The following is a 23,982-nucleotide window of genomic DNA, read 5'->3' on the forward strand; positions in this document are numbered from 1 at the left end:
AAAGCGACCCCACAGATAAATCCGGGGGCTGGCGATCAGGATTGGGAGCTTTTTTCGGGCTCCACCAATGAATCCGGGGGCTTGTACCCAGGCTGCTTTCGGTCAAAGGAGGCCTTATAAGCCTCCGTACCCCGAATCCACGACTCTTGATCAAAGGCGTGGCGGTCCAGAGTTGGCGATCGGGCCCGCGTATATTTCGGGAGCATCCTGATTTTCAATGTACTTTCTGGCACGTTGAAACAGTAATGAAGAAAGTGGCGGTGGTTCTACCTCAGTCAAAAAAGCCCTTGCCTTGAGGGAAAAAGAAGCCTGCGGTCTAACGGTACTCGGTTGACCGTCAGGTTTGCTTACAAGCGTAAAAACATAAAATTTACGCCATGTCTGTATTAATCCTGATTTTTGGGAAATATGGGGAAAATAGCGATTTTGGGGGGGACTTTTGACCCGGTTCACTGGGGTCATGTGTTGGTGGCAGAGACGGCTGCAAGTCAATTTGGTCTTGATCAAGTCATTTGGGTACCCGATCGCTCTCCTCCTCACAAAGAGCGCCCGGATTTGGCAAGTTTCGAGCAGCGGCGGGCAATGCTCGCTCTCGCGATCGGCGATCGCCCAGACTTCCTACTTTCGCCGCCGGAGGCAAATCCCAGAGGCAGTTCTTTTGCGATCGAGACCCTGCTGTATTTGCAAAAATTGTATCCAGGCTCGCGCTGGTACTGGATTATTGGTAGCGACGCACTCCTTACTCTCCCCAAATGGCACCGGTTCCGCGAAATTGGCGGGTTGTGCGACTGGTTGGTGGCCCCGCGTCCGAGTCAGGGAGATGGGGAAACAGGAGAAACCGTGGAGATTGGGGGAGTGTCCGAGTGGGGAGATTATCCCGGTGGAAAGCCCCTCGATTCCGGGGGGGACAGGATGCAGGTTCAGGCAAATGCTGTTGGCTTTCGAGTTGCCGAACAAATGGCTCTTTTGGATGTGGAAATTCGCTGGGAGGTGCTGTCCATGCCTGCGATCGAGATTTCGTCGAGTCACATCCGCCGCTGCTGTGCCGAAAGTCGCGACCTCCGCTACTTAGTCCCGGAAGTTGTTCGGGCTTATATTGCGGCCCATCAGCTTTACCAGTAACCAGCGGCCGATGTGACGAATGCCTTCTGGCTTGCGATTTCTGCCTTCTTGCAAAAGTTCCAGCTTTTTTGATAAACACAAAAAGTTAGAAAGGATCGACCTTTGCGATATGATCTTCTCTCATAAGTCAATTCTTAAATTTTTCCAAAATTTAAGCCTGAGCTAGGGGCTGCTATCGTTAGGAGGTACAAGGTGATTAGAGTCGCGATCAATGGTTTTGGGCGTATCGGCCGCAGTTTTGCACGCTGCTGGCTGGGCAGAAAAGATAGCCAGCTCGAACTGGTAGCTATTAATGACACTTCCGATCCCAAAACTAATGCCCACTTGCTGAGATACGATTCCATGATGGGAACGTTGAAGGATGTGGACATCAGTACGGATGAAAATTCGATTATTCTCAACGGCAAGACAGTTAAATGCGTGAGCGATCGCAATCCGCTCAACCTGCCTTGGAAAGATTGGGGTATTGATCTGATTATTGAAGCAACCGGCGTCTTCGTTGACCAGGCTGGTGCATCGAAGCATATCACGGCCGGCGCTAAAAAGGTGCTGATTACAGCTCCCGGCAAGGGACCTGAGGTCGGCACTTACGTGATGGGAGTCAACCACCACAACTACAAGCACAGTGACTACACGGTTATCAGCAATGCTAGCTGTACCACTAACTGTCTAGCTCCCGTGCTGAAGGTGCTTCACGAAAATTTTGGCATCATCAAAGGCATGATGACCACTACCCACAGCTATACTGGCGACCAGCGCTTGCTGGATGCCAGCCACCGAGATTTGCGCCGGGCCCGCGCTGCTGCGATGAATATTGTGCCGACTTCTACCGGAGCCGCCCAAGCTGTGGCTTTGGTGATTCCAGAATTGAAGGGTAAGTTAAATGGCATCGCCATGCGCGTCCCGACTCCTAATGTGTCGGTAGTTGATTTTGTGGCTCAGGTAGAGAAAAAGACTTTTAGCGAGCAGGTAAATCAAGTTTTCAAAGAAGCAGCCGAAGGCCCGCTGAAGGGGATTTTGGAGTACAACGATTTGCCTCTTGTTTCTTGCGATTATCGCGGAAACGATGCTTCTTCGATCCTGGATTCCAGCTTGACGCTAGTTATGGACGGCGACATGGTGAAGCTGTTGGCTTGGTACGACAATGAGTGGGGCTACAGTCAGCGGGTGGTTGACTTGGCTGAATTGGTCGCCCAAAGGTGGGAAGCCTAGTATCCGAAGGCAGAAGGCTTTAGTCATTCGGCAGAAGGTAAAAATGCTGACCTGTTTGTACTTTTGAGTCGATTTCTAGCTGACTGGTTATTTCTGTTTTCGAGCGGTAGAGACTTTTGGCAGTTGATAGTCGGCGAGTAGAAGATGAAATATCGTAGGGACAGGGCACTGCCGTGTCCCTACGCGATATCTGTATGCTGCTATTCCCAGCTATCGATCAAACTTTTTGCCATCATACTTCGATCGGGCTTTCGGGTCTGCTTGATGATAAATTTGTTATTTGTTTGGAGTAAGCGCTTAAACTGGCTCTGGTAAGGTATCGGAAAAGCCCAAATATTAAAAATAATAAAAATTCCGAGTATAAAAGTTAAACAACTGGAAAAATAGCAACGGCTACGGTAGAGCTCTCAAAGCAAAATATGGTATGAAAAAAGCGTTAATTAGCGGTATATCAGGTCAGGACGGAGCTTATTTAGCTAAACTGTTGCTCGATCAAGGTTATGAAGTTTGCGGAACCTCCAGGGACGCCCAAATTTCTGGTTTCGGAAACCTGGCCCGTTTGGGCATCCGAGACAGAGTAAAACTAGAATCCATGTCTCTCAACGATTTTCGCAGCGTCTTGCAGGTACTAGCGAAAATTCAGCCCGACGAAGTGTACAATCTAGCAGGTCAAAGTTCCGTCGGTCTGTCTTTTGAACAACCCGTAGAAACCCTCGAAAGCATTGCCACAGGCACATTAAATCTGTTAGAAGCAATTCGGTTTACAGGTGGCCAAATTAAACTTTACAATGCCAGTTCCAGCGAATGTTTTGGGGATACCGGAGGCAGTGCAGCGGATGAAAATACGCCTTTTCGCCCCAGAAGCCCTTACGCGGTGGCAAAAGCAACGGCATTTTGGGAAGTAGCCAATTATCGAGAAGCGTACAATTTGTTTGCGTGTTCTGGTATTCTGTTCAATCACGAATCGCCGCTGCGGCCGGAGAGGTTTGTTACCCAAAAAATAGTATCTGTTGTGTGCCGAATTGCTGCGGGTAGTTCCGAAAAACTGCATTTGGGAAATATTTCAGTTCAACGGGACTGGGGTTGGGCACCGGAATATGTGGAGGCGATGTATTTGATGTTGCAGCAGGAAGAACCGGACGATTATGTAATTGCCACAGGTGCAAGTTATCCTTTGGAGGAGTTTGTGCGATCGGCTTTCGTTTGTGCGGGTTTGGATTGGCAGGAACATTTAGTAACCGATGCGAGTCTTTACAGACCGACGGAGATTGCTGTAGGGAGGGGAAATCCGGCTAAGGCGAAGCAAAAGTTGGGATGGGAGGCGAAGTATAAGATGCCCGATGTGGTGCGGATGATGGTCGAAGCGAGGATGGTTTGATGTAAAATTATGAGGTAAAAATATGGAAGGAGAATATACGACAGCTAACGAGTGGTATAAGGCTAATCGCCGAGAGTTGAAAAAATACCGGGGTCAGTGGATCGCTTATAATCATCAAGGTGTTATTAGTTGCGATCGGGATTATGACAAAATGAAGGATGGTGTCGATCCGAGTTTATCAGGTTTAGATTATGTAATTGAGCGTATATATGAAAGCGAGTTTATTGAGCCTGTTAGCTTCCCAGGATTCCATTGTTGTAATTAGAGAGTTGATGATGTTTAAATATGTGAGAAGATGCAATTCAGTGATGAGCGTGTTTTGGAGCAAAAACGGTTACAGGGTTTGGCTACGGAAGGGCAGTTGATGGCTTACCGTCACGAAGCTTTCTTTTTTGCGATGGATACTTACCGGGAATACAAGCATTTGAAGGAGCTGTGGGATAATCGGGACGCTCCTTGGAATGTGTGGGAATGAGGGAAAGGGGGAGAGCGGAGAGCGGGGCGATCGTATCCAAAACGACAAATTCAAGTTCTGTTACCAACAACTGTTGTATAGCTTAATTTACGAACATGTCAAAATCAATCGATGAACAAACCAACAACTGTTTGATTGAAATACCAAATAATATCGATGTATATTGGCTTCAGACATTCAACGAAAAATACATATCAGTAGTAGATGGAAGAGTTTGCCATACTCAATCTTCTGATTTATCAGCGGAAGTTAATGTAATTATGGCTGTGAATCGAGATCGAGATTTTGTTGTTTTACTGACTCCTCAAGGTAACTATTTATCAGCTCAGGTAGACGGGACTTTGCAAGCAGATAGAAAGTTGATTGGTCCTTGGGAAAAATTCAAGCCCGTTTATTTTTCTAATGATGTTTTGGCTTTACTAACCGATCATGACCAATATTTGTGTGCTGAATTAGATGGAAATTTAGTAGCCAATCGTAGTAGCATTGGTTCCTGTGAAAACTTTAATTTGACATCAATTCCCAAATCAATTTTGGACGAGTTAGTTGCTGCAATATACCCGAGTATAAAAAGAATTATTACATTTGGCAATTTTGAGTCCGAAATTAACAGGTTTAAAAATAAAGTTTTAAGCTTACAAGCGGAAAAAAAACCGATTAAGATTTATGTAGGACCAGGAAAAATTCCTAAAGTCGGCTTTTTAAATATCGAACTGGAAGTTCACGTAGAACCTGATTTTTTGGAAAATCACTTTGATGAAATTTTTCAGTTTCCCGCAAATAGCTCGTGGTCAATTCCAGATTGTTGTGTAGACTATATTTTTCATGAAGATTTTATTGAGCATATCAGTCAACAGTCTCAAATCGAGTTTCTTGCAGAAGCGTATAGAGTTTTAAAACCTGGCGCTATTCACCGAATTAGTACACCTTGTTTAATAGAGTCAATGCGCTTGTATTCTGATTTTGAGAAAGGCTTTCAAGGTGTATTTTCAGATGAATGGAAACGCTGGAGTCATATTAATTTATTCAGCAAGAAAATGATTGAGGAGATAGCGACGATGATTGGCTATAAGCGCGTTCACTTCACGGTTAAGAATCACAGTTTATCTGAGCATCACCCAGGAGATTGGAGACCTGGCAGTGATCGAGATGAAAACTTCGGCAATATTTATGTCGAACTATTAAAAACTGCGGAGTAGTAAACCAGAGGATGCAATATGCGTCCAGTTTCTAATTCATGAATTGTGGGGCTACGCGATATGGCTGTAGCCCCTAATTCAGGAGTAAGCCTGGAGTTGGAAGAACTATACTCCGGATAGTTTTCAATTAGGGAGGGGGCGATGGTAATCAGAAAAAAAATACACTCTTTGGGTTCAACTAACCCACATTCCGCAGGTACGATCGCAAAATCCGGTATTTTAAAAGGATGGGAAATTTTAGAGCATCAGATATCAGAGTACAGGATATTGACCACTGTGGAATTATTGCAGGGATCTGCGATGAGATGGAATTAGTCGAACAGATCGATCAACAACTAGGCACACATCCACAAGAAATCATTAGTCCTCGGCTTGTAGTCAAAGCCATGATCCTGAATGGATTGGGCGAAAGTGAGCGCACCATTCTACCTATTTGAAAAATTTTTCGTGGGGAAAGCGACAGAGCATCTATTGGGGCAAGGAATCAGATCGGAACACCTCAATGACGACCGTTTGGGGCGGATCTTAGACAAATTACATGAGTCGGGATTGACGGAAATATTTGTGACAGTGGCACTGTCAGCAGCACGTCAATTTGGAGTAAACATCGACAGCTTACATCTAGATTCAAGTTCATTCCACGTTGATGGAGATTATCAACAGCAGGATGAAACAGTCGCATCAGGAGCAATACACATCACCCAAGGCTATTCCAGAGATCACCGCCCGGATTTGAAGCAATTTATCGTAGATCTCATGTGCAGTGGGGACGGAGATATTCCCTTGTATTTGAGAGTGGGGGATGGAAATGAAACTGACTCGGCAATATTTGCCCAACTCACACGGGAGTTCAGACAGCAATGGGATATTGATGCCTTATTTGTTGCTGATGCTGCACTTTATACCGCAGGCAACCTGGCTCAAATGGAACAGTTACGATGGGTATCGGGGGTACCTGCTACCTTGACGAGTGCGAAACAATTGTTGCTAGACATAGAACCTGATGCCTTCGTCGCCCGGAAGATGCCGACATACAAGATTGCCGCCTGTGGCAATACTTATGCGGGAATTCAACAACGATGGTTAGTAATTGAAAGTCAAGCCAGACTGGAATCTGACAAAAAACAGTTAGCAAAACGTGTAGCTAAACAGTTGGCTTTCGCCACCACAGAATTGAAACAGTTATCTAGTCAACAGTTTGCTTGCCAACAGTCAGGTCATCCAAGCCGCCACAGCATTTTCACAACAACTACCCTATCATCAACTAGACGATCTGCAAGTATGGGAAATTGTTCAGCACCAACGACGTGGTAGACCACGCAAAGATGAGGTGGGGCACAAACATTATCAAATATCTGCCGCTCTCATCTCTAAACCTAACGCTATTGAGGTGGAGATTCAACGGGCAGGCAAGTTCATCCTGGCAACTAATGTCTTGGATGAGCAAATTCTCAGCGATGAGTCTGTCCTCAAGGAATACAAGGCACAGCAATCCACCGAACGCGGTTTTCGGTTTCTCAAATATCCGCTATTCTTTACTTCAAGTATTTTTCTGAACACTCCTCAACGAGTTGCAGCAATGGCAATGGTGATCGGTTTATGCTTATTGGTTTATAGTTTAGGTCAACGGGCACTGGGCCAAGCTCTGGAGAGAGCCAATCAAACGGTTGATAATCAAGTTGGTAAACCTACCACGAAACTCACCCTGCGATGGATTTTTCAATGTTTTATGTCGATTCCTTTGTTGACGGTTGAGAACACCAAACACATTACCAATCTCACGTCAGAGCGATTATGGATTCTCCAGTTTTTTGGTGATCCTTGCCGTAAATATTATCTCCTTTCCCGATCTACCTGCGGAATGTGGGAACTAAAACAACATGAGCTTAATAGATTGCCTGATGAAACTTATTGAATCTACTTTACGGCAGCCCCGCATAGTCAGGAAAATTAGCGAGTATTTTTTTACTGTCTGCTTGCATCCCAACTTAAAACCTGAATACCGTTCCAGAATGTTTGTTCACAACCTACAACTGTTGTAGGCAGATCTAGCAATAATTGACATTGGGGATGAGTATCAATGAAATCCTTATTAGCTTGACTGACATCTTTCCAGTTAGTGTCATCCACAATAATTAATGCTCGATCGGCTAGAAAGGGTTTGGCAAACATCAACCCCAATAGTTGCGATCTGTAATCGTGAGCGCCATCATACAGGTAAACACCAAATTTTGGGTTTGTTGCTTTAACCTCTGGAAGTTTCATGAAAAAATCCTCCATACTCTGGTTGTTGAAAACGACTTGATCGGCTACCCCAAAATTAGACAGATTCTTCTTAAGTATAGTGAGATTTTCCCCGCTATGATCGAATAGCGAGAAGTTATCTACAGCATAGTCAGTCCTCCCTTAAACTTCAAGAAAAGTTATAAACATGAGACCTCGGTTGACCAAGTAGCCTGGGAGCTTGCTAATATTTCAAAATGCTTGTGATTTACAATTCAGTAACCTTGATATTTATGCCAATATTCTAGTATTAAGTCACTTCCATCATCCTCAAGAGAGCTTTTAGCGCATCTATATTGACAAGCGTATCTTCACAACCGTCTATCTGGTAAATAAGTTGCCGCAAATAAGAGCCTTCAATACTTTCGCCCATTAAGTAGTAGTAATCAAGTCCCGCTTGACCGCTAAGAATATAGTAACATATTGCCGGGTAATGAGGAGTTAAAATATCTACTACCTTAGTTCCGGGACTACAAAATATCAGGTTAGTTTCTCCACCCCCGTGCATACTAACTACAACTTTAGCTCCCCTCATGAGTGTAGCTGTTTCTGCTAGCGAAATTGATTCGGCATAGATAGTTACAAATCCGTGTTGGTGCAAAACTTCTAAAACTTCATCTTCATTAATAATTCTCCGGATCTGTCCAAGGTTCCGACTGATATATATGCGTTCTGGCTGCTGGGAGTTTGGTTTCGCTGCGGCGGGCAGAAATTTGCTTCTGAGAAATTCTACCGCCCATTTAGTTGGACAGCAGACTATGCCGGGGTAAGACGAAACAATTAACCTATCTGCTTGTATATGAGGGTATTTCCTGCTATCTACGATTTTATGTTCGGGAATTCCCAATAGCTTTAGTGTTTCCTTGTGAAAGGGCGCATCGTAACTTCTCACCACAAATTTGTCGATGCTATCGAGTACGATTCCGCTCAATTCTATCAGTCCCACTTTGGGCAGCGTATCCAGCATCCAATGGTAATATATGGCACTTGTATTGCCTGATAAAACTGCTACTGTCCCGTCAATTTTGTGAATAGGGGAATACGTAACTTCTGCTAAATTCCAGGGACTTATAACACTTGAAACATCTAGCAGTATCTTATTGTCTGGCGCGATGTAAGCTGTTTTTATGTCATTAAGTTGACAAAATCTTCCGTCGGATACTGTGGCAACAAATGTGGCTGGCGACTCAAATTTATTCCAGCTTTTTAGGTCAGGACGGACTTCTCTACCTACTGTTTTCGGCAGATCGATTTCGACTTGGTGGCTGGGATGTATATCTGTATAGTTAGTTACATCCAGCTTGAATTCCACTGCCCACTCTCTAGTTGAGGCATAACACCCTTGGGGAGGAATGGGTGGCTGCGCTTTTTGGAAACAAACATTTGCCTCCTCTAGCTTACCTTGTTGCAGCAGAATATTTGCCCAGTGTTTTTGAGCTTCAAGGTAAGTTCCTGGAATCTCTTTACTGATTAACTCTTCTATACAATAAACCGCTTCTTCCAATCTATTTTGTTGAACGAGACAGCCCGCTAGTGCGAGATAAGCGTGGTAGTGTTGAGGAGGTTTTGCCAGGGCTTTCTGGTAAGAGTTAATTGCCTGATTTATTTGATTTATTTTAAAAAAACAATGTCCCAAATAAATGTAAAGATTTCCACTTTCTGGCTGCAACTCGATGGATTTTCTGTAATAGTTTAGGGCAGCATAATGTTGTTTTTGCTCGGATAAAATGTTGCCTACATTGAGGTATACTTCCCAGTTATCTGGTTTTGATTTTATGGCTTCTTGGTAGTATTTTATGGCTTGTTCTCGTCGATTTTGCTGTTGCATTATCTGCCCTAGATTTATATATACTTCGCCTGAGTGGGGGGAATTAGGTTGAATAAACAGTGACTTTTCATAAGCCTGTACGGCATCGCTTACCAGACCTTTCCGCGCTAGTAGTTTCCCAAAACAGGCGTAGAATTCCGCTGAATATGATTGATTTAGTATAGAGTTCAAGAATTTAGCTATCAAAGCTACTTGGGCGTCGTATTTATTCTGCTTTGCTAGATTTTCCGCCCAGCGGCGGTAGCCGAGAGTGATGGAGGGTGTAAACGCAAGTGCCTGGTGGAAAGAGGCAAGGGCTTCCTCCCATTGACCTTTTTGGGCAAAGAAGTCTCCCAAGCGCCAGTGAGCTTCTTCAAGTGAAGCTGGCAAGAAAGATTTACACTTGTTTTGAAATTCTATTGATGGTCGGATGATGTCAGCGATCGCTTGGGGGCGCGCTCGCCCGCTTGACTGCATAATTTCCAGAAACCCCGCAATTCCTTTCTCGTCTAGAGAGCGTTTCAGATAGGCGCAGAAAAGTTGTTGGACGAAATCTGCATCGCTGAGGTGGTTGGTTTTTTGCAAAAAGGCTGCGTCGTCCGGGGGAAATTGCTCCAGATAACTGACTTTAGCCAAGGCTTTCCCTAACTGCTCGTCAGACATAAAAAATGGGTGAAGCTCTATTGCTCTTCGGTACGAAAAAACTGCTGCTTCTAGCTCGTCGACTTGTTCTAACGCTTCCCCTAAAAGGTTGTGAACTAAAGCCTCTTGTGGGTTAAGCTGGATCGCTCTTTGATATGTGTCGATCGCCCCCCGCCAATCCCCCTGTTTCGCTAAAGCATTCCCCAAATCCAAATAAATTTCAAAGTTATCTGGTTGAATATTTAGCAGGTTGCGGTATGCTTGCACGTCATTTGGATTTAGTTGTACTGCACGGCGGTAGGAGGCGATCGCAGCCTCCAAATCCAACTCTCTTCGCTGCTGTAAAAGATCTGCTATGCAGCCGTAAATCCAATCCACATCCGGGTTAAGAATACTTGCTTGGCGGTAAGCCGCGATCGCCTCATCTAACCGGCCCAGTTTCACCAAACTCTGCCCCAATCCACAGTAAGAACCAAAGTGATCGGCATTAAGTTCAGTGGCTTTACGAAAGGCAGCCACTGCTTCCTCCCACTGTTGCTGTCGATCTAAAGCATCCCCCAAGTGATGATAAGACCAAGAAAAATCCGGGTTGAGTTCTATGGCGCGGCGGTAAGATGCGATCGCTTCTTCGAATTTGCCTAGTTTTGCTAGAGCTTCCCCTAAATTGTGGTGAGACCAAGAGTAGTCAGGATTTAGCTCAATGGCAGTGCGAAAAGCTCCGATCGCCTCCTCCAGAGTCCCTGACTTTAGAAGTCGATCGCCCTCTTGTAAATAATCAACGGCAGTTTTTTTCGCTTCCATCTTGAGTTACTGTCAATCGTGCTAAGCTGATGAGCCACTTCAGGTTACACTAAGTTGTGTACCTTTGACAAGATGTAATTTTAATGACCTGACCTTAGTGTAAACTGTGGTTGAATCCTGAACTCTTGAGAGGCGAGGTACTTGATGTTGTAGCACGAACAGCCAGAGGGCTGGGTAAGTGCAACAGGTGAAAGTCATCATGCGTTGTCAGAAATTCTGGCGACAGTGCTTGATGCCAGATTAAACCTGCCGGAACATATAGCCATCGACGCCAGTCTATATAGAATAAGGGAAATTGCTGTAATATAAGCTGCGATTGATTGGGGAGCATTTCTCCAAAAATTGGGTTGACTTGAAGATTAAGTGAAGGTGAGCTGTTTAATGTGGCGGCAGGAATATATAGACTTAAGGGCGATCGGGATATAGGAAATTTATTTCATATCTGGTAAAATTTGTTGAAGTAAAGTCAAGATTGTTAGATAGGCAGGCAGGTATTATAGTGGTTGAACTAATCGTTGTTCACGTTCCAAAAACAGCAGGATCAACATTTCAAGTTATTTTAAACCAAGTTTATGGTTGCGAACATATTTACTATGACTATTTAGAGGGTTCTCGACCTAGAGTCTATCAACCTGGGGAAATACCATCAGAATTTAGAGTGATTCACGGTCATTTTCCGATCGCCAAGTATGATGACTTTTTTCCTGATGCCAAAAGGATAATCTGGTTGAGACACCCGGTAAATCTATTGGTTTCTCTATATTTTTATTGGCTGCATCTTCCCTTGGTAAATAATAATCACACAATAGTAGGGAAAATACAAACTTCAATAAGGGGAATAGATGAGTTTGCCGAACAACCAGAGGTAAGAAATATATTATACCCACATACTTGTGGAAAAAATCTAAGTGATTTTTATTTTGTCGGGTTACAAGAATTTTTCCAAGAAGACTTGGCTGAACTTAAAATTATGCGAGGTTGGAAAAATATTCGTAATTCCTATGAAAATCTTAACCCAAATCCTAAATATCACGAATATATACAAAAAGTATTTGCTACTCAGAAAATTATCGATAACTTAGTAGAGAACAATCAACAAGATTTGGCTTTTGATCAAGAGCCATTAAATCTGAGAGCCAACCGTAGAAAAGAGTCAATCTTAAGGCAGCCCATTATGGTGGAATGGAATAGGTATCAGTATCAATTGCGTCAATTCACACAACTCTTAAAACCGACTAATTTTCAGGTAGAACCAACAGTAGAAAAAACAGGAGAAGCCAGTCAACTCTTAAAACCGACTAATTTTCAGGTAAAACCAACAGTAGAAAAAACAGGAAAAGCTAGTCTGAAAAAATGGAAAAGAACGTTTTTATTCAATAAACAAAAATTTTATTACAATCGAATAAAAATCAATAACCCTACCGAAAGAGCTGTAGAGATACCTATTGCTTTTAACTTCCTTGCAGCTCTTAACAAACCAGCAAGCATACTTGAAGTTGGGAACGTACTATCTCATTATGAAAATCATTTGAGTGAAAGGCTTGGTATAACCTCAAGACGAATTGTCGATAAATTTGAAGTAGAAGTAGGGGGAGATAATGAAGACTTAATGAACCGATCGTCTGACAAAAAGTACGACGCGATTGTATCACTTTCTACAGTAGAACACATTGGACAAAAAGGAGATACTTCTGCTAAATATGGAGGGCAGGAAGAAAACCGCGATCTTGAAGGTCCATTAAAAGCAATTGCTAAGATATACGATTTACTTGCTCCTGATGGCAAAGCTTTGATTACCGTTCCTTTTAGAAAAATTATAGATGGGGAATGGTATATTCAGTTTAGTAAAGAGTATTTGTATCTTCTATGTAAAAAATACGAAATTCCTAAAGAAGCTGTCTCAGTTAATTGCTTAAAGCTAATAGACAGAGAAACAAATGGCAGTAGTTTTAACGTGCTTTGGGAAGAGTTAGATGCTCGTGAACTTAGTTATGTGGAATACGGCTCGCCTTTTTCTCAAGCAAATGCGATCGCCGTTATCGAGCTTTCCAACAAGCTTTCAAGTGACTTTCACTTGAACTTAAATGTAGAGCCGAGTCCTCTGTTATACAATATGTCCTATGAAACGCGGATAGAATTCGAGCAAAACAAGACTCTCTTACAACAAACTCAGAGTGAATTGGCAGAATTTCAGTTGCAATTGCAACTGACTGAGAGTGAATTGGAACAATCCCAAGCACTCCAGCAGCAGACTCAGAGTGAATTGGAACAATCCCAGTTACAAATCCATCAGACTCAGAGTGAATTGGAACAATCCCAAGCACTCCAGCAGCAGACTCAGAGTGAATTGGAACAATCCCAGTTACAACTCCATCAGACTCAGAGCGAATTGGAACAATCTCAGTCACTGCTGTACCAGACTCAAAGTGAATTGGAACAATCTCAGTCACTACTGTACCAGACTCAAAGTGAATTGGAACAATCCCAAGCAATCCAGCACCAGACTCAGAAGGAATTGGAACAATCCCAGTTACAACTCCATCAAACTCAGGGTGAATTAGAACAATCTCAAGCACTCCAGCACCAGACTCAAAGTGAATTGGAACAATCTCAAGCAATCCAGCAGCAGACTCAGAGTGAATTGGAACAATCCCAGTTACAACTCCATCAGACTCAGAGTGAATTGGAACAATCCCAGTTACAACTCCATCAGGCTCAGAGTGAATTGGAAAGATTAAAGTTTTCGCAAGTTAAAGTTAGAGAAACAGAGGTCAAAAGTCAGATGCAGTACAAAGACTTATTGTGGGAGGGGTGGTACGCTTATTGCAAAGGCGATAGGGCGGAGATGGCTAACTTTCTTAAAGAATCCTTGAAGTGCACGCCTTTTTCAACAACAGAAACAGTCTTGAACTCGTTAGAAATTTTTACTAGGTTTTCGTCAGAAAAAGGAGATATCCTCGATACCAATACCTTAGTAACTCAGCAGAATGGAAAGAATTGATGCGTCGCAGCATTAATTAATGGCAAAACTGCGCTGACCATCCATTAGTAAGAGATTGCAAGCAAGCTATGATTACAAACTCAGCAAAAAGGAAGACGAATGTTAAATCATCAAGTAAATAATTATTTGGGTGTAAATTTAGCCGGTCATATAACCGGAGATTTTGGGCTAGCGGAAGCGGCTAGAGGAAATCTCCGAGCCCTAGAAGCAGCCAGAATTCCCTTTGCGATTAAAGATCTGAAAATAGATTGGCTACCCAACTCCGATACCAGCTACAAAAAATTTTCCGACGACAATCCATATCCAATCAACATTATCCAAACCAACCCCAATTGGGTTGAGCAGATTTTAGCCGGGTACTTTCCCGGAATTGGTTCTGAATATTTCAAAGACAAATACAATATAGGTGTCTGGCTATGGGAACTGCCCGTATTTCCCTCTGAATGGCAGTGGGCCTTTGATTTATTTGATGAAATCTGGACTACAAGTAACTTTTGTGCAGAAGCATTTGCGACTGTCTCCCAGGTTCCTGTACTCAAAATTCCTGTTAGCCTTGCCTTCCCGCAACCATTATTAACAAGAGAGAACCTCAACTTACCCAAAGATAAATTTATTTTTCTCTTCATGTTTGACTTTGGCAGTTCCTTTGAACGGAAAAATCCCTTTGCCACCGTTGAGGCATTTAAACGAGCTTTTGGTAAATCTAATCCAGATGTTTTACTCGTTCTCAAGTTTGCCAATGCTCATCTTTTTCCGCAACGGCGACAGGAACTAATGGATTTGGCTGAGGGTTGGTCATCTCTTCAGTTTATAGACGGACATTTGCAAAAAGAAGAGATTCATGCTTTGGTTAATAGTTGTGACTGTTATGTGTCTTTGCATAGGGCTGAGGGCTTCGGTTTAACAATGTCTGAAGCCATGTACTACGGCAAACCAGTAATCGCCACAGCCTATTCATCTAATATGGAATTTATGAATGTTGGCAATAGTTTTCCGGTTAAATACGAACTGGTGACAACAACTGAAGATTATGGAGCTTACCCCAAAGGCAGTGTCTGGGCGGAACCAGATATCGATCATGCTGCATCTCTCATGCAGTCTGTATTTGAGAATTATCAGGAAGCTCAGAAAACAGGAAAAATAGCAGCCAAGGAAATCAGGTCTTTATTAAATCCTCAAGCTGTAGGTATAAAAATAAAAAATCGCCTTGAATTTATCAGGGCACATCTAAATCATACCCAGTTGTCAAATCGGTTCCATGAACTTCAGACAGAAAGAGATCTATTGGCTCGTCAAGCCCAAGCTTGGAGGCAGACAGCATTACAAATGCAAACAGAACTCAAACACTTGCAGTTTCATCATTAGTACAAAAGTACAAAATTCGCTATGTTGCAGAAAACACAAACTTCTAATTTTGGCATCAATGTTGCAGGTCACGCTAGTGGGGAATTTGGCATTGGAGAAGGCATGAGAGGAACTCTCAGAGGACTCCAAGCCGTAGGCATTCCCTTCACAATCAGGGATATTAAAGTAGATTGGCACAGAAACCTCGATTCTACCTACACTAATTTCTCTGACGAGCAACCCTATGCTATCAACCTCGTTCATACACCACCTATAGGCGGAGTAATGGAAAGTTTAGGTTCAGAGTATTTTCAAGGGCGATACAACATAGGTTACTGGGCTTGGGAGCTGCCATTGTTTCCCCCTGGTTGGCTATATGGTTTTTATTCATTTGATGAGATATGGACTCCCAGCAATTACTCTGCTGAAGCCATTTCAGCGGTATCACCTATTCCCGTTGTAAAGGTTCCGCACAGCATTTATCTTCCAGAAACCTCCTTGAGTAGAGAAGCTTTAGGGTTACCGAAAGACAAGTTTATTTTTCTGTTTTTATTCGACTACCACAGTCGGCTGAGTCGTAAAAATCCTCTGGGAACAATAGAAGCGTTTAAACGAGCTTTTGGGAAATCAAACAACGATGTCTTGCTCCTAATCAAGTCTTCTAACGGGAAGTTTCATCCTGATCTGCAAGAGCAACTTTTGTCGCACACAGATGGTTTGTCGTCAATTAAATTTATAGAAGGGCATTTGCAGAAAGAAGAGCTTCATGCCTTAATTGACAATTGTAACTGCTATGTTTCTCTGCATCGCGCGGAAGGGTTTGGCTTGACTATGGCGGAAGCGATGTTTTATGGCAAACCAGTAATTGCCACTGCTCACTCGGCTAATATGGAATTTATGAATGTCGGCAACAGTTTTCTCGTGAAATACGATATGGTGACAATTATTGAAGATGATGGGCCCTATTTTAAAGGAAATGTCTGGGCTGAACCAGATCTCGATCATGCCGCATCCTTAATGCAGTATGTCTTTGAAAACTATCAGGAAGCAGAGCAAGTAGGAGCTAGAGCCGCCAGTGAAATTAGGTCTTTACTGAGCCCGCAAACTGTTGGCAGCAAAATTAAAATCCGTCTGGAAGACATTATGAGCAGGATAAATCATCCTACACGCTCAACTCGCCTCCGTAAGATTCAGACAGAAACAGGTTTATATCAATCCCAAGTCCAAGTATGGAGGCAAACAGCACTGCAAATTCAAACGGAACTAGAGCGGTGTCAAAGGCTACCTTCTATTAAGTAGTAGAATTGAGCCGATTTTCCAGAATAGTACAAATGTTAAAGGTAGATTAAAATTGGCTATGCTAAGTAAAGGACTAAATTATTCTTTTGGAATCAATGTTGTCGGTCATGTGACAGGCGAATTTGGGCTGGGAGGTGGCGTCAGAGGTACTCTCCGAGCAATAGAAGCAGCAGACATCCCCTTCGCAATTAAGGATCTTAGGGAAGATACGCAGCGAAACTTAGATTCTAGTTACACAGATTTCTCTGAAGATAACCCATATCCCATCAACCTGATCCATACAAACCCTCACAAATCATTACTGGATTTAATTAATCCTGCATATTTTAAAAATCGGTATAATATTGGATTCTGGGCATGGGAATTGCCAAAATTTCCTGATTTTGGGCGGTTTGCCTTTGATATATTTGATGAGGTTTGGACTTACAGTAATTACACGGCTGAAGCCATAGCAGAAGTATCGCCTATTCCTGTCCTTAAGCTACCACCTAGCATTTCTATCCCGCCAAATTCATTGGGCAGAGAAGTATTGGGATTGCCCGAAGACAAGTTTATTTTTCTGTTTATGTTTGACATTGGGAGTGGCTTTGAACGAAAAAATCCCTTGGCTACTATTGAGGCATTTAAACGAGCTTTTGGAAAGTCTAATGATGATGTTTTACTGATCGTTAAGTATAGACCGCATCCACTGTTTCTCCATCTGCAAGCACAACTCAAAGCGCAAGCAGAGGACTGGCCATCTATTCAGTTTATAGAAGGGGATTTAAAGAAAGAAGAACTCCACGCCTTAGTTGACAATTGTAACTGCTATGTGTCCCTACATCGGGCTGAAGGGTTTGGTTTGACGATGGCGGAAGCGATGTACTACGGCAAGCCGACTATCGCCACCGCCTACTCGTCTAATATCGAATTTATGAATGTTGGCAATAGTTTTCCAGTTAAGTATGAACTGGTGAAAACAACTCAAGATTATGGGCTTTATCCAAAAGGAAGTACCTGGGCGGAGCCAGATATCGATCATGCTGGTTCCTTAATGCAGTATGTGTTTGAGAATTATTCGCAAGCACAGCAAGTAGGATCGAGAGGAGCCGCAGAGATTAGATCTTTATTGAGTCCGCAGGCGGTGGGAAAAAAAATAAGAAGTCGCCTTGAATATATTACAAGGACAATAGAAGAGAAAAGCTGTTTTGAATCCCAAGCTCAAGCTTGGAAGCAAGCAGCGTTGCAAGCTCAGGTGGAACTAGAGCGCTCAATGTTTTAACGGCAAAACACTCAGGAAGAATGCCGTTAGATTTATAAATAATTCTAACAATCCTCTGCTCGCATACAGCAGATGAAGAAGCAGTAAGAGTTATTGGGATTGTCGTTGAGTTTTTCACTGCTGATAAACTCGTTTTTGAAATGCTCCATACTTGATGTTTCAATTGACTTTGATAGATCGATCACTCCCTGACTCTGAATAATTTTGAAGTTGTGCTTCTCCAAAAGTTTACACAAATCTTCATAGTAGTATTCTATCTTGTGTTCGGGATGGATGTAACTATTAGGAAGCTGTAACTTGGTAGCTCGTCTGTTAGGGGTATCTAGTGCCAGCTTACCACCTGGTTTTAATAACTTGTAGGCTTTTGAAAAGACTTTTTCAGCATCTTCAGGGGTGATGTGTTCTATTGATTCTCCAGACCAAATTAGGTCAAAAGTACCTTCCTGAAAACAGTCTAAGTCCGTCATACTTCCATAAACATATTCAATGTCACAGGTTTCGTATTTAACTTGTTTTGGCCATTCTGGGCCTGGAAACATCATTTTGTCGGGATGAAAATCTAAAATGTAGAGCTTTTGTGGCACATGAGGATAGCCAAAACCTAGCAAAGCACCTCTTGGATCGCATGAGGAATAACCACCCAAGTCTAATATAACTTCAGCAGGTGGAAGGAGTTGTTTCACCATTTCCATTCTGGCACTGTGAAGCTTTTCATTAATTTGGTTTCCGCTTTCCTCACCTGAAATGCGTTGGTAAAATTCGCTTGACTTAATCATCGTTTGTACTACGCTTGCTCGACTAACACCAGCATTTAGCAAACCCAACCAACCTTCCAGCCCATCAGGATCGGCTTCCCGCTCAAAGATTACCCAATAAGCCATCCATAGATAGCTTTTATCGCTTTTGGCATGAGTGGATAAAGTTTTTTGAATGGCTGCTTCCAGACGCTTCGCTGCTTCGGGGTTCATGGTGGTTCCTTATGATATTGATGAACGTATGTAATGAAGATTAGGTTTTGAAAGTGCATTAACCTGGCAAATACAGGCTAGTTTGCGCTCGCGACTCGCTTGAATATCTCTAATTTATGGTTACGAAGGCAGAGCCATCAGGTCAAGATGTATTCTATCAAAGTTAAGCTTTTCGGCTAATTTTTCCCAGAAATTCATTACAAATGTGGTGTCAGGAGCTTCAGTGATTTTTCCTCCTTCTTCTAATCTTTCAATTATAGATATATTATAGCCATATTGTGTGAGTCGTTCCAAATATTGTTGCGGTTCTGTTTTATTATTAACACGAATACACCAAGGATGAAACTCTGTAAAAATAATCGGCTTGTGTTTCTTTATAAGCCGATCCATTCCACGAATTGCATCAGGTTCATGTCCTTCTATATCCATTTTAATTACGTTAATTTCTTGTTCATTTTGAAGCAATTCATCAACTACCATTGAGGGTACAAAGTAACAATTTTCTGCCTGAAACAAGGAAGCATCAAAAACAGTACCGTTTGAGCCACCTGTTGCCAAGGTGAGAATCTGCCTAAAATTTGAAGCTGCAAACGGATAGATTGTAATATTATCAAACGGGTTTTCAACTATACTTGAATAGAGTAGTTGTAAATTCTGTGGATTTGGTTCAAAGGATATGACTTTGCCACCATCTTGAACAATGCTGGCTGCTAGCAGAGTAAAATAGCCGATGTTAGCTCCGATATCGAGAAAAACATCGCCTGGTTTTAAATGTTTGACAATAGCATCAGTAACATGAGGCTCATAATTTTTGGTACTAATAATTGTTTGTCCTACAGCCGAATCATTAGTCATTGCATAAATTTTAAACTCAGGTAACTCAACCAATACTCTGCCTGCCGTACCGGGAAGGAACTGCCTACCAGAAGGATGACGCTCCTGAAATTCAATTGACTGCATCATTCTTTGTATTACGGTACTTCGACTCACACCACTCTCAATCTGGTCTAACCACACTTTTAACCCATCTGGGTCAGCTTCGCGTTCAAAGATTACCCAATAAGCCATCCATAGATAGCTTTTGTTGCTTTTGGCATGAGTGGATAAAGTTTTTTGAATGGCTGCTTCCAGATGCTTTGTTGCTTCGGGGTTCATGATGGTTCTTCTGATATGTATGAATGTATTTTAATGGATTTTTTTGTGAAATATCATCAACCTGGCAAATACAGGCTAGTGTGGAATCGCGACTCGCTTTAGTATATCTAACTTCAGGTTACAAAGGCAGAGCCATCAGGTCAAGGTGTATTCTGTCAAAATTAACTTTTTCGGCTAATCTTTGCCAGAAATCCATCACAAATAGCGGGTCAGGAGCTTCCGTAATTTTTCCTACTTCTTCAATGATAAATAACCCATAATTATAGTGTGTCAGTTGTTTTAAATACCCTTCACCAACAGCATAGGGATGAAACTCAGTAAAAATAATAGGTCGGTGTTTATTTATAATCCGATCCATGCCGCGCAGCGCAATAGGTTCATGTCCTTCTATATCCATTTTAATTACATTAATTTGTTTTTCTGCTTGCAGCCATTCATCCAGTACCACTGATTGCACTAATTGATAATTTACAGATTCCTCTGATAACTCCACAACCCACCCATTAGATCCCGATGTCATTAGCCTTAAAATTTGTTGAGAATCTGAAACTGCAAAGGGATAAACTGTAATATTTTTAAACTGATTTTCAACGATACTTGCATATAGCAGTTGTCTATTGTATTGATTTGGTTCAAAAGATATTACTTTACCCTGATTTTTAACAATGCTTGCTGCTAGGAGAGTGAAATAGCCTATGTTAGCTCCGAGATCGAGAAAAACATCGCCTGATTTTAATTGTTTAACAATAGCATCAGTCACATGAGGTTCATAGCTTCTGGTACTAATAATTGTTTGACCAACTGCAGGGTCATTAGTCATTGCATAGATTTTAAATTTTTCCAGTTCGATTAATACTTGACTTTCTGTACTTGTAAAGCTCTGCATTCCTGGTGGTAAGCGGTGTTGAAATTCCTTAGACTCAATCATCTTTGCGATTAAAGTAGGTCGAGTCCATCCTTCTTTTAGCTGGTTTAAAAACACAGCTATTCCCTCTGGATCAGCTTCGCGCTCAAATATTACTTGATATGCCATCCATAGATAACTTTTATCGCTTTTAGCATGAGTGGATAAAGTCTTTTGGATGGCTTCTTCTAGGCGCTGAGCTTCTTCAGGGTTCATGGTAATTCCTCTACTCTCAATTGATTGCTTCTAGTGGTAAATGGGAGCTTTGAGCCTGCATCAACTTAGGGAATACAGGCTCAATTACACCGCAAATTAAAAAATCTTGGGTTCTAACTCTAAGGCGCGACGGTAACAAGAACTCGCTTCATCAATTTGCCCTTTCTTCGTCAAAACTTCACCCAAATTATAGTGGAACCAAGAGAAATCAGGCTTAAGTTCTATGGCGCGGCGGTAACAAGCGATCGCTCCTTCCACATCTCCTTGATGGCGCAACATATCCCCTAAATTGTTGCGGATATACGGATCGTCAGGTTTTAACTCGATCGCGCGGCGGTAACAGTTCATCGCTTCCGGACGCTGACCTTTTGCACTCAAAGCATCGCCTAACAATTGGTAAGGTTTATACTCATTGGGTTGAACCTCAATAGCGCGGCCGTAACAAGCGATCGCCCGCTCCATATCATTCTTTTGCGCGAATATCAACCCCAACTGCAAGTGCGCCTCACCGTATTCGGGATTTACCTGCAACGCCATCTGATAAAAGACGATCGCCCCATCCGGCCAATTTTTCCGCACCAAAGCATCAGCCAACTCAACATAAAGGTCAGCATCATTCGGCGCAATCTCCAGGGCCTTGTGATACAACTGCACGTCATCACGATTCTCCTGAATCGCCCGCCGGTACAAACCCATCGCCTCCCGCAAATCCCACTGCGATCGCATCCTCAAAGCATCAGCCAATTTTTGCGAAAGCCACGGCAAATCCGCCTGAATTTCCGCAGCGCGGCGGTAAGCGGCGATCGACTCATCCCAGCGTTCGAGTTGCTCAAAAGCCGTCCCCATGTTGTAATAAGTCCACGGAAAATCAGGATTTAACTCGGCCGCGCGCCGGTAAACATCGATCGCATCCTCCCACCTTTCCATGGATAGCAGCACGTCGCCCAACTTGCTCTGGGACCAGAAGAAATTCGGATTGATTTCGTTACCACGCCGGTACGCAACAACCGCCTCATCCCACCGTTCCAAATTCACCAGCGCTTCTGCTAAATTGTTGTGCGCCCAAAAATGGTCAGGATTAAGTTCGATCGACCTTTCGTAAGCCGAAATTGCCTCCTCCCACCGTTCCAGTTTAATCAGTGCGTCTGCTAAATAGTTGTGCGACCAACTGAAATCTGGATTTAATTCTGTTGCTTTGCTGTAAGCCTCTACAGCTTCTTCCCACCGTTCCAACTTCAGCAGCACGTCTGCTAAATTGTTGTGAGACCAGCTAAAATCTGGATTTAATTCGATCGCCTTGCCATAAGCATTTACGGCTTCTTCCCACCGTTCCAACTTAACCAGCGACTCAGCTAAATTGTTGTGCGACCAAGAAAGTTCGGGATTATTTTTAATAGCATTGCTGTAAGCTTCTACCGCCGCTTCCCACTGTTCTTGACTCTTAAGAATTTCGCCCAATTCGTGATAAGCGGAGCCCGCATTTGGGTTCAACTCTACCGCCCGCCGGTAACAGTCAATACCTTGATTTACCTTACCTTGCTCGATCAAAGTTTTGGCTAAACTCTCGTGTTCCTCAGCGGTGCCAGACTTGGGGTCGATCGCAAATGCTCGATACCAAGCCTGGGCCGCCTCCTCCGACTTGCCTAACTGAGTTAACAGTTTCGCAAAATTGCGGTAAGCACCGGCAAAATCCGGTTTCAGCGCGATCGCCTTTTCGTAAGCTGAAACCGCTTGCTGCCACTGTTCCTGCTGCGCGCAAATGCTGCCGTAATTAGCGTAAGCTTCGGCAAAATTTGGGTTAATTTCTATTGCTTTGACATAGCAACTTTTAGCTTCATCAATTTTGCCGCCAGCTTGCAGGGCGTTGCCCAGCATTTTGTAAAGTGGCGCTTCCGGCTTAATTTGCAGCGCCTTCTTGCAAGCTGCGATCGCCTGTTCCAATTTGCCCTGAGCAAAATAGCCTTCTGCCAGTATTTTGTATGCTTCTGGATCTTCTATATTAATTGTAGAATTCACTGCCTGCTGCACTGGCGGCTTCACTACTGGCTGCTTCACTGTGGTTGCTGCGGGCTGCTGCTTAACTGCACCGTTTGTGGCACTTGCACCCGCCAAAGTTTCCTGTCCCTCGCTGCCGTTTCTGGCATGAGCTGCGTTGAGTTCAATAGCTTTGCGATAATATGCTGTCGCTTCCTCTAACTTGCCTTGTTTTTTTAGCGCTTCGCCCAAATTTTGGTAAGCAGTCGCCACATTAGGATTTAATTTTATGGCGCGATCGTAACAGGCGATCGCTTCGGGTAATTTTTCCTGCCGAAAAAAAGCGTCGCCCATATTCAAGTGTTCCCCAGGCGGTACTTTTTCCGGTTCCAAACTAAATGCTTGATACCAGCACTGCTGGGCTTCTTCCGGTTTGTTAATTTGTCCGAATACTTTTGCTAAATTCCGGTACACTCCCGCGAAATCCGGCTTAATCGCGAGCGCCTTTTGATAAAATCCGATCGCCTCCTGCCATTTTTGCTGCTGGGCGCCAAGGCTGCCCAAATTCGCGTATACTTCCGCAAAATTCGGTTCTATTTCAATCGCTTTAGCGTACCAGTGCCGCGCCTCTTCCATCCTGCCTTGAGCTTGCAGCGCGTTGCCCAAAGTCTTGTAAGCTGGTGCAAAATTGGGGTGAATCTTTAAGGCTTGCTCGCAGGAGGCGATGGCTTCTTCTAATTTTCCTTGGGATAAGTATATTTCTCCCTGTTGGTTAAATTGAACCGCTGTTGATTCTGTACTCACTGTTGATGGCATATGGGCGGCGGCTCCAGAGGCAGGAATTAAATAGGGTAGTCAAAACGTTTCACAATTATAGTCGAGTTTGACACTAACAGTACCGGACTTGTTCCCCCAATTCTTAATTTTTTTGACGGCCGGTG

The 23,982-nt window shown here is 43.1% G+C and carries 16 protein-coding genes and 1 pseudogene; 11 read left to right on the plus strand and 6 right to left on the minus strand.

Going from position 1 to position 23,982, the window contains the following annotated elements; translation table 11 throughout:
* The first annotated feature begins 408 nt into the window (after positions 1-408).
* The 7 genes and pseudogenes from nadD to ACUVJL_RS05110 all read left to right on the plus strand — a co-directional run.
* Positions 409-1,122, plus strand: a complete 714-nt coding sequence (nadD, locus tag ACUVJL_RS05080; RefSeq protein ID WP_445244857.1) for a nicotinate (nicotinamide) nucleotide adenylyltransferase — start codon at positions 409-411, stop codon at positions 1,120-1,122.
* Between the two features lie 192 nt (positions 1,123-1,314).
* The gene (locus ACUVJL_RS05085; protein ID WP_333130393.1) at positions 1,315-2,334 is read left to right on the plus strand and encodes a type I glyceraldehyde-3-phosphate dehydrogenase; all 1,020 of its coding nucleotides are present in this window, start codon (positions 1,315-1,317) and stop codon (positions 2,332-2,334) included.
* 424 nt (positions 2,335-2,758) lie between these two features.
* The gene (locus tag ACUVJL_RS05090; RefSeq protein ID WP_445244858.1) at positions 2,759-3,712 is read left to right on the plus strand and encodes a GDP-mannose 4,6-dehydratase; all 954 of its coding nucleotides are present in this window, start codon (positions 2,759-2,761) and stop codon (positions 3,710-3,712) included.
* A gap of 22 nt (positions 3,713-3,734) precedes the next feature.
* Complete coding sequence (locus tag ACUVJL_RS05095) at positions 3,735-3,977, plus strand: DUF5678 domain-containing protein (RefSeq protein WP_445244859.1); 243 nt, start codon at positions 3,735-3,737, stop codon at positions 3,975-3,977.
* A gap of 30 nt (positions 3,978-4,007) precedes the next feature.
* Positions 4,008-4,187 (plus strand): hypothetical protein, encoded by a 180-nt coding sequence (locus tag ACUVJL_RS05100; RefSeq protein WP_445244860.1) that lies wholly within the window; start codon positions 4,008-4,010, stop codon positions 4,185-4,187.
* A gap of 95 nt (positions 4,188-4,282) precedes the next feature.
* Positions 4,283-5,386: a hypothetical protein gene (locus tag ACUVJL_RS05105; protein ID WP_445244861.1), complete on the plus strand. Its 1,104-nt coding sequence runs from the start codon at positions 4,283-4,285 to the stop codon at positions 5,384-5,386.
* A gap of 227 nt (positions 5,387-5,613) precedes the next feature.
* Positions 5,614-7,232 (plus strand): annotated as a pseudogene (locus tag ACUVJL_RS05110) (IS1634 family transposase); the annotation flags it as partial.
* A gap of 119 nt (positions 7,233-7,351) precedes the next feature.
* Here the strand turns inward: ACUVJL_RS05110 and ACUVJL_RS05115 are convergent.
* Complete coding sequence (locus tag ACUVJL_RS05115; protein ID WP_445244862.1) at positions 7,352-7,651, minus strand: hypothetical protein; 300 nt, start codon at positions 7,649-7,651, stop codon at positions 7,352-7,354.
* A gap of 268 nt (positions 7,652-7,919) precedes the next feature.
* Positions 7,920-10,919, minus strand: coding sequence for a tetratricopeptide repeat protein (locus ACUVJL_RS05120; RefSeq protein ID WP_445244863.1), 3,000 nt, complete (start codon positions 10,917-10,919; stop codon positions 7,920-7,922).
* Between the two features lie 499 nt (positions 10,920-11,418).
* On the opposite strand from ACUVJL_RS05120, the gene ACUVJL_RS05125 reads away from it, so the two are divergent.
* The 4 genes from ACUVJL_RS05125 to ACUVJL_RS05140 all read left to right on the plus strand — a co-directional run bounded on the left by ACUVJL_RS05125 (position 11,419) and on the right by ACUVJL_RS05140 (position 17,824).
* Positions 11,419-13,920, plus strand: a complete 2,502-nt coding sequence (locus tag ACUVJL_RS05125; RefSeq protein WP_445244864.1) for a hypothetical protein — start codon at positions 11,419-11,421, stop codon at positions 13,918-13,920.
* Between the two features lie 99 nt (positions 13,921-14,019).
* A complete protein-coding gene (locus ACUVJL_RS05130; protein ID WP_445244865.1) occupies positions 14,020-15,285 on the plus strand; it encodes a glycosyltransferase family 4 protein in 1,266 nt (421 codons plus the stop codon).
* 21 nt (positions 15,286-15,306) lie between these two features.
* Entirely contained in the window at positions 15,307-16,563 is a 1,257-nt protein-coding gene (locus ACUVJL_RS05135; protein ID WP_445244866.1) for a glycosyltransferase family 4 protein, read from the plus strand.
* Between the two features lie 58 nt (positions 16,564-16,621).
* The gene (locus ACUVJL_RS05140) at positions 16,622-17,824 is read left to right on the plus strand and encodes a glycosyltransferase family 4 protein (protein ID WP_445244867.1); all 1,203 of its coding nucleotides are present in this window, start codon (positions 16,622-16,624) and stop codon (positions 17,822-17,824) included.
* Between the two features lie 44 nt (positions 17,825-17,868).
* Here the strand turns inward: ACUVJL_RS05140 and ACUVJL_RS05145 are convergent, their stop codons facing one another.
* The 4 genes from ACUVJL_RS05145 to ACUVJL_RS05160 all read right to left on the minus strand — a co-directional run bounded on the left by ACUVJL_RS05145 (position 17,869) and on the right by ACUVJL_RS05160 (position 23,857).
* Entirely contained in the window at positions 17,869-18,792 is a 924-nt protein-coding gene (locus ACUVJL_RS05145) for a methyltransferase domain-containing protein (protein ID WP_445244868.1), read from the minus strand.
* 120 nt (positions 18,793-18,912) lie between these two features.
* Entirely contained in the window at positions 18,913-19,947 is a 1,035-nt protein-coding gene (locus tag ACUVJL_RS05150; RefSeq protein ID WP_445244869.1) for an FkbM family methyltransferase, read from the minus strand.
* 118 nt (positions 19,948-20,065) lie between these two features.
* Complete coding sequence (locus ACUVJL_RS05155; RefSeq protein ID WP_445244870.1) at positions 20,066-21,067, minus strand: FkbM family methyltransferase; 1,002 nt, start codon at positions 21,065-21,067, stop codon at positions 20,066-20,068.
* Between the two features lie 96 nt (positions 21,068-21,163).
* Positions 21,164-23,857, minus strand: a complete 2,694-nt coding sequence (locus ACUVJL_RS05160; RefSeq protein ID WP_445244871.1) for a tetratricopeptide repeat protein — start codon at positions 23,855-23,857, stop codon at positions 21,164-21,166.
* Positions 23,858-23,982: the final 125 nt, after the last annotated feature.

This window comes from Microcoleus sp. OTE_8_concoct_300 (assembly GCF_031383065.1).
Lineage (GTDB): Bacteria > Cyanobacteriota > Cyanobacteriia > Cyanobacteriales > Microcoleaceae > Microcoleus.

Excerpts from the sequence above, each read along its gene's own strand:
- nadD (WP_445244857.1), top strand. The coding sequence starts at position 409 with ATGGGGAAAATAGCGATTTTGGGGGGGACTTTTGACCCGGTTCACTGG.
- ACUVJL_RS05090 (WP_445244858.1), top strand. The coding sequence starts at position 2,759 with ATGAAAAAAGCGTTAATTAGCGGTATATCAGGTCAGGACGGAGCTTAT.
- ACUVJL_RS05095 (WP_445244859.1), top strand. The coding sequence starts at position 3,735 with ATGGAAGGAGAATATACGACAGCTAACGAGTGGTATAAGGCTAATCGC.
- ACUVJL_RS05100 (WP_445244860.1), top strand. The coding sequence starts at position 4,008 with ATGCAATTCAGTGATGAGCGTGTTTTGGAGCAAAAACGGTTACAGGGT.
- ACUVJL_RS05105 (WP_445244861.1), top strand. The coding sequence starts at position 4,283 with ATGTCAAAATCAATCGATGAACAAACCAACAACTGTTTGATTGAAATA.
- ACUVJL_RS05115 (WP_445244862.1), bottom strand. The coding sequence starts at position 7,651 with ATGAAACTTCCAGAGGTTAAAGCAACAAACCCAAAATTTGGTGTTTAC.
- ACUVJL_RS05120 (WP_445244863.1), bottom strand. The coding sequence starts at position 10,919 with ATGGAAGCGAAAAAAACTGCCGTTGATTATTTACAAGAGGGCGATCGA.
- ACUVJL_RS05130 (WP_445244865.1), top strand. The coding sequence starts at position 14,020 with ATGTTAAATCATCAAGTAAATAATTATTTGGGTGTAAATTTAGCCGGT.
- ACUVJL_RS05135 (WP_445244866.1), top strand. The coding sequence starts at position 15,307 with ATGTTGCAGAAAACACAAACTTCTAATTTTGGCATCAATGTTGCAGGT.
- ACUVJL_RS05140 (WP_445244867.1), top strand. The coding sequence starts at position 16,622 with ATGCTAAGTAAAGGACTAAATTATTCTTTTGGAATCAATGTTGTCGGT.
- ACUVJL_RS05145 (WP_445244868.1), bottom strand. The coding sequence starts at position 18,792 with ATGAACCCCGAAGCAGCGAAGCGTCTGGAAGCAGCCATTCAAAAAACT.
- ACUVJL_RS05150 (WP_445244869.1), bottom strand. The coding sequence starts at position 19,947 with ATGAACCCCGAAGCAACAAAGCATCTGGAAGCAGCCATTCAAAAAACT.
- ACUVJL_RS05155 (WP_445244870.1), bottom strand. The coding sequence starts at position 21,067 with ATGAACCCTGAAGAAGCTCAGCGCCTAGAAGAAGCCATCCAAAAGACT.
- ACUVJL_RS05160 (WP_445244871.1), bottom strand. The coding sequence starts at position 23,857 with ATGCCATCAACAGTGAGTACAGAATCAACAGCGGTTCAATTTAACCAA.